The following is a 3,397-nucleotide window of genomic DNA, read 5'->3' on the forward strand; positions in this document are numbered from 1 at the left end:
ACGCGACGCTAACGTAAACCAGAAACAATGTCACGTTCACTTTCGGAGGCCATGCGTGGGCGAGCCGACCACGGACACCGACCGGGCGGGCGCCACCGCACCCCTGCGCCGCACCCCCCGGCAGGCGCGCAGCAGGGCCCGCCTCGCCCGGGTCCTGGAGGCCGCGGAGCGCGTCCTGGTCGCCGAGGGCGTCGAGGCGCTGACGACCACCCGCGTCGCGGCCGAGGCGAAGGTGTCGGTGGGCTCCCTGTACCAGTACCTGCCCGACCGTGACGCGATCATCGAAGCCCTGGCGACCGGCTACTTCGCCCGGCTCGAAAGGGTGATGGACGACTTCGCCCGGGCCGCGGAGGCCGAGCGCTGGGACGACCCGGTCGGCGTGCTCGTCGACGCCTGTGCCGCGGTCTACCGCGCCGAACACGGCTTCCGGGCGCTGTGGTTCGGCAGCGGTCTGACCGAGCGGGCCCGGGACGCGGACCGTGAGCACAAGCGCCGGATGGCGGACGGGGTCCGCCGCATCCTGCTCGCGCTCGGTCTCGCCCAGGACGACGAGGCGCTCGGCCGGGCCTGCCATGCCGCGTTCCTGGCCGGCGACGCGCTCGCCCAGGAGGCGTTCCGCCGCGACCCCGAGGGCGACAGCATCCTCCTCGACGAGGCCAGGATCATGCTCCGCGGCTATCTGGCCCAGGTCACCGCGCGCTACCGGAGCGACGACGAAAGGCCGCCTCCTCGTCGATGAGAAGACGGCCTCCGACCTGCTGTGAAGCTGGTCGGGACGACAGGATTTGAACCTGCGACCCCTTGACCCCCAGTCAAGTGCGCTACCAAGCTGCGCCACGTCCCGGTGCCGTTTGACCTGGGGTTTCCCCGGTCGAAACGCGCAGGGAAACAATACCGCACTCGGGCCGGTGGTCGCGCACCCCTTTTGCCTTGACCTCAAGTTTGCTTGAGGTTGCACGATCGTCCGCATGACGATCACCGAGCAACACGGACGCACGTACGCCTACGCGGACCTGCCCGCACTGATGGGCCGGATGACCGGCCCCGAGCCCCCGCGCCCCGCCCCCACCGCCACCCTCGCCGTGGTGGGGGTGTAGTACGCCCGGGTCCTGCGGGGCCGCCCGCCCCCGGCGCAGGACCCGGCCCGCGACCGGTTCCTGCTGAGCAAGGGGCACGGACCCATGGCGTACTACGCGGTGCTGGCCGCGAAGGGCTTCGTACCGGTGGACTGGCTGGCGGACTTCGGCTCGTACGGCTCCCCGCTCGGCCACCACCCCGACCGGGTGCTGGTGCCGGGGGCCGAGATCGGCAGCGGATCGCTCGGGCACGGGCTGCCGATCGCGGTGGGCACCGCGATCGGCCTGCGGGCGCAGCGGCTGGACGATCCGCGGGTGTGGGTGCTGATCGGCGACGCCGAGCTGGACGAGGGCAGCAACCACGAGGCGATCGCCTTCGCCGGGCCCGCCGGCCTGGAGCGGCTGCACACGGTCGTCGTCGACAACTCCTCCGCGAGCCACGCCCGGCCCGGCGGTATCGCCGCGCGCTTCGAGGCCGCGGGCTGGTCCGCGCTGACCGTCGACGGACGCGACCACGAGGCGCTGTACGACGCGTTCACCGCCCCGCATCCGGGCCGCCCGCACGTGGTCGTGGCCCGTGTCGAACCGAATAACGCCTGAATCCACCCCCGGACTCCCAGAAGGGCCTGACCTCCATGGACACCATGCGTGACCGCTTCGCTCCCGTCCTCTCCCGGATCCTGGACGAGGATCCCCGGGTCGCGGTCGTCCTCGCCGAGATCGGCAAGGACGGCTTCGCCGGGGCACGGCGCCGGCACCCGGACCGGGTGATCAACGTCGGCATCCGCGAGCAGCTCCTGGTCGGCGCCGCGGCCGGGCTGGCGCTCACCGGGATGCGGCCGGTGGTGCACACCTTCGCCAGCTTTCTGGTCGAGCGGCCGTTCGAGCAGGTGAAGCTGGATCTCGGCCATCAGGACGTCGGAGCCGTGCTGGTCAGCGCGGCCGCCTCCTTCGACTGGCCCGCCGGCGGGTACACCCACATGGCGCCCGGCGACATCGCGCTGCTCGACACCCTCGACGGCTGGACCGTACACGTGCCGGGGCACCCCGACGAGGCCGAGACGCTGCTGCGGCACGCGGTGGCGGCGGGCGACGACAAGGTGTACGTCCGGCTTTCCGTGCAGGCCAACCGGCAGGCCCTGGCGGTCGACGGGCAGCGCTTGCGCACCGTGCGCGAGGGACGCTCCGGCGTGGTCGTTGCCGTCGGACCGGTCCTGGACGCCGTGCTCACCGCCACCGAGGGCCTCGACGTCACCGTCCTGTACGCGACGACCGTACGGCCCTTCGACGGGGCCGCGCTGCGCCGGGCCACGGAGACGGCCGGCACGGACGTGGTCCTCGTCGAGCCGTATCTCGCCGGTACGTCGACGGCCGCCGTGAGCGAGGCGCTCTCCGACGTGCCCCACCGGGTGCTCGGGCTGGGTGTGGGGCGGCGCGAGCTGCGGCGGTACGGGACCGTCGAGGAGCACGTCGCCGCCCACGGGCTCGACGCAGGCAGTCTGCGGGAGCGGATCGGACGGTTCGCCGGGGGCCCGGTTGCGAGGTAGGCGATCGGCGGGGTTCAGCGCGGGGGCGCGGTCGCGTCGGCCCGGACCAGGTTCCGCACCGCGGGGACCGCGAGCAGGGCCGCGGCGACCGCCAGACTCGTCACCGCGGCGGCCAGCAGAACGTGATCTGTGCCGAGGACCCCGGCCGCGGGACCCGCGAGGGCCTGACCGACCGGCATCATCGCCAGGGAACCCGCGACGTCGTAGGCGTGGATGCGGTTGAGGACGTCCGGCGGTACCTGGGTCTGCACACTGGTCGCCCACATCACGCCCCAGAACGACATCCCCGCCCCGGCGACGGCGGCCCCGGCCGCCATGGCCGGTACGCCGAGACCGGCACCGACGGCCGCCGGGAAACCCACGAAGGCGAACAGGGCGACCGCCCCCGCGCGCAGCATGCGGCGCGGCCGCAACCGCAGGGCGAGGAGACCGCCCACGACGGTGCCCGCGCCGAGGGCGGAGTTGACCAGGCCGTAGGCGCGTGGTCCGTGCTGGTGCACCACCTCGGTGGCCACCAGGGGGACGGTCGGCCCCCATACGGCGATCATGTAGACGCACCACACGGCGATGACTCCCCAGAGCCAGGTCCGTGCCCTGAACTCCCGCCAGCCCTCGACGAGATCGGCCCTGAACGCCTTGGCGCCGTGCCCGGACGTACGGCCGTTCGCGGGCACCGGGGGCAGCCGGAGCCGCAGCACGCCCACGGCGCTGCCCCCCGTGGGAGCGGGGGGGGCCCGCGCCACCCCCCCCGGGGGGGGGGTGGCGCCCACCCGG

At 73.7% G+C, this 3,397-nt stretch carries 3 protein-coding genes, 1 tRNA gene and 1 pseudogene; 3 read left to right on the plus strand and 2 right to left on the minus strand.

All coding sequences use genetic code 11. The annotated features are described in order from the left end of the window. The first annotated feature begins 55 nt into the window (after window positions 1–55). Window positions 56–739 carry a TetR family transcriptional regulator gene (locus ACFW2E_RS43825; RefSeq protein WP_384476862.1) on the plus strand — a complete coding sequence of 228 codons (684 nt, stop codon included), beginning with the start codon at window positions 56–58 and terminating at the stop codon, window positions 737–739. A 28-nt stretch (window positions 740–767) separates the two neighbouring features. Here the strand turns inward: ACFW2E_RS43825 and ACFW2E_RS43830 are convergent. Then, window positions 768–844 (minus strand) — tRNA-Pro (locus ACFW2E_RS43830). 124 nt (window positions 845–968) lie between these two features. Here ACFW2E_RS43830 and ACFW2E_RS43835 point away from each other — a divergent pair. Both ACFW2E_RS43835 and ACFW2E_RS43840 read left to right on the plus strand, forming a co-directional pair. Beyond that, a pseudogene (locus ACFW2E_RS43835) lies at window positions 969–1,676 on the plus strand (transketolase). Between the two features lie 35 nt (window positions 1,677–1,711). Further along, complete coding sequence (locus ACFW2E_RS43840; RefSeq protein WP_384476865.1) at window positions 1,712–2,623, plus strand: transketolase family protein; 912 nt, start codon at window positions 1,712–1,714, stop codon at window positions 2,621–2,623. Between the two features lie 14 nt (window positions 2,624–2,637). Here ACFW2E_RS43840 and ACFW2E_RS43845 read toward each other — a convergent pair. Next, window positions 2,638–3,397: MFS transporter (locus ACFW2E_RS43845; protein ID WP_384476868.1), on the minus strand; the 760-nt coding region annotated here is incomplete at its 5' end.

Source organism: Streptomyces sp. NPDC058964, assembly GCF_042741275.1.
In the GTDB taxonomy this organism is placed as follows: domain Bacteria; phylum Actinomycetota; class Actinomycetes; order Streptomycetales; family Streptomycetaceae; genus Streptomyces.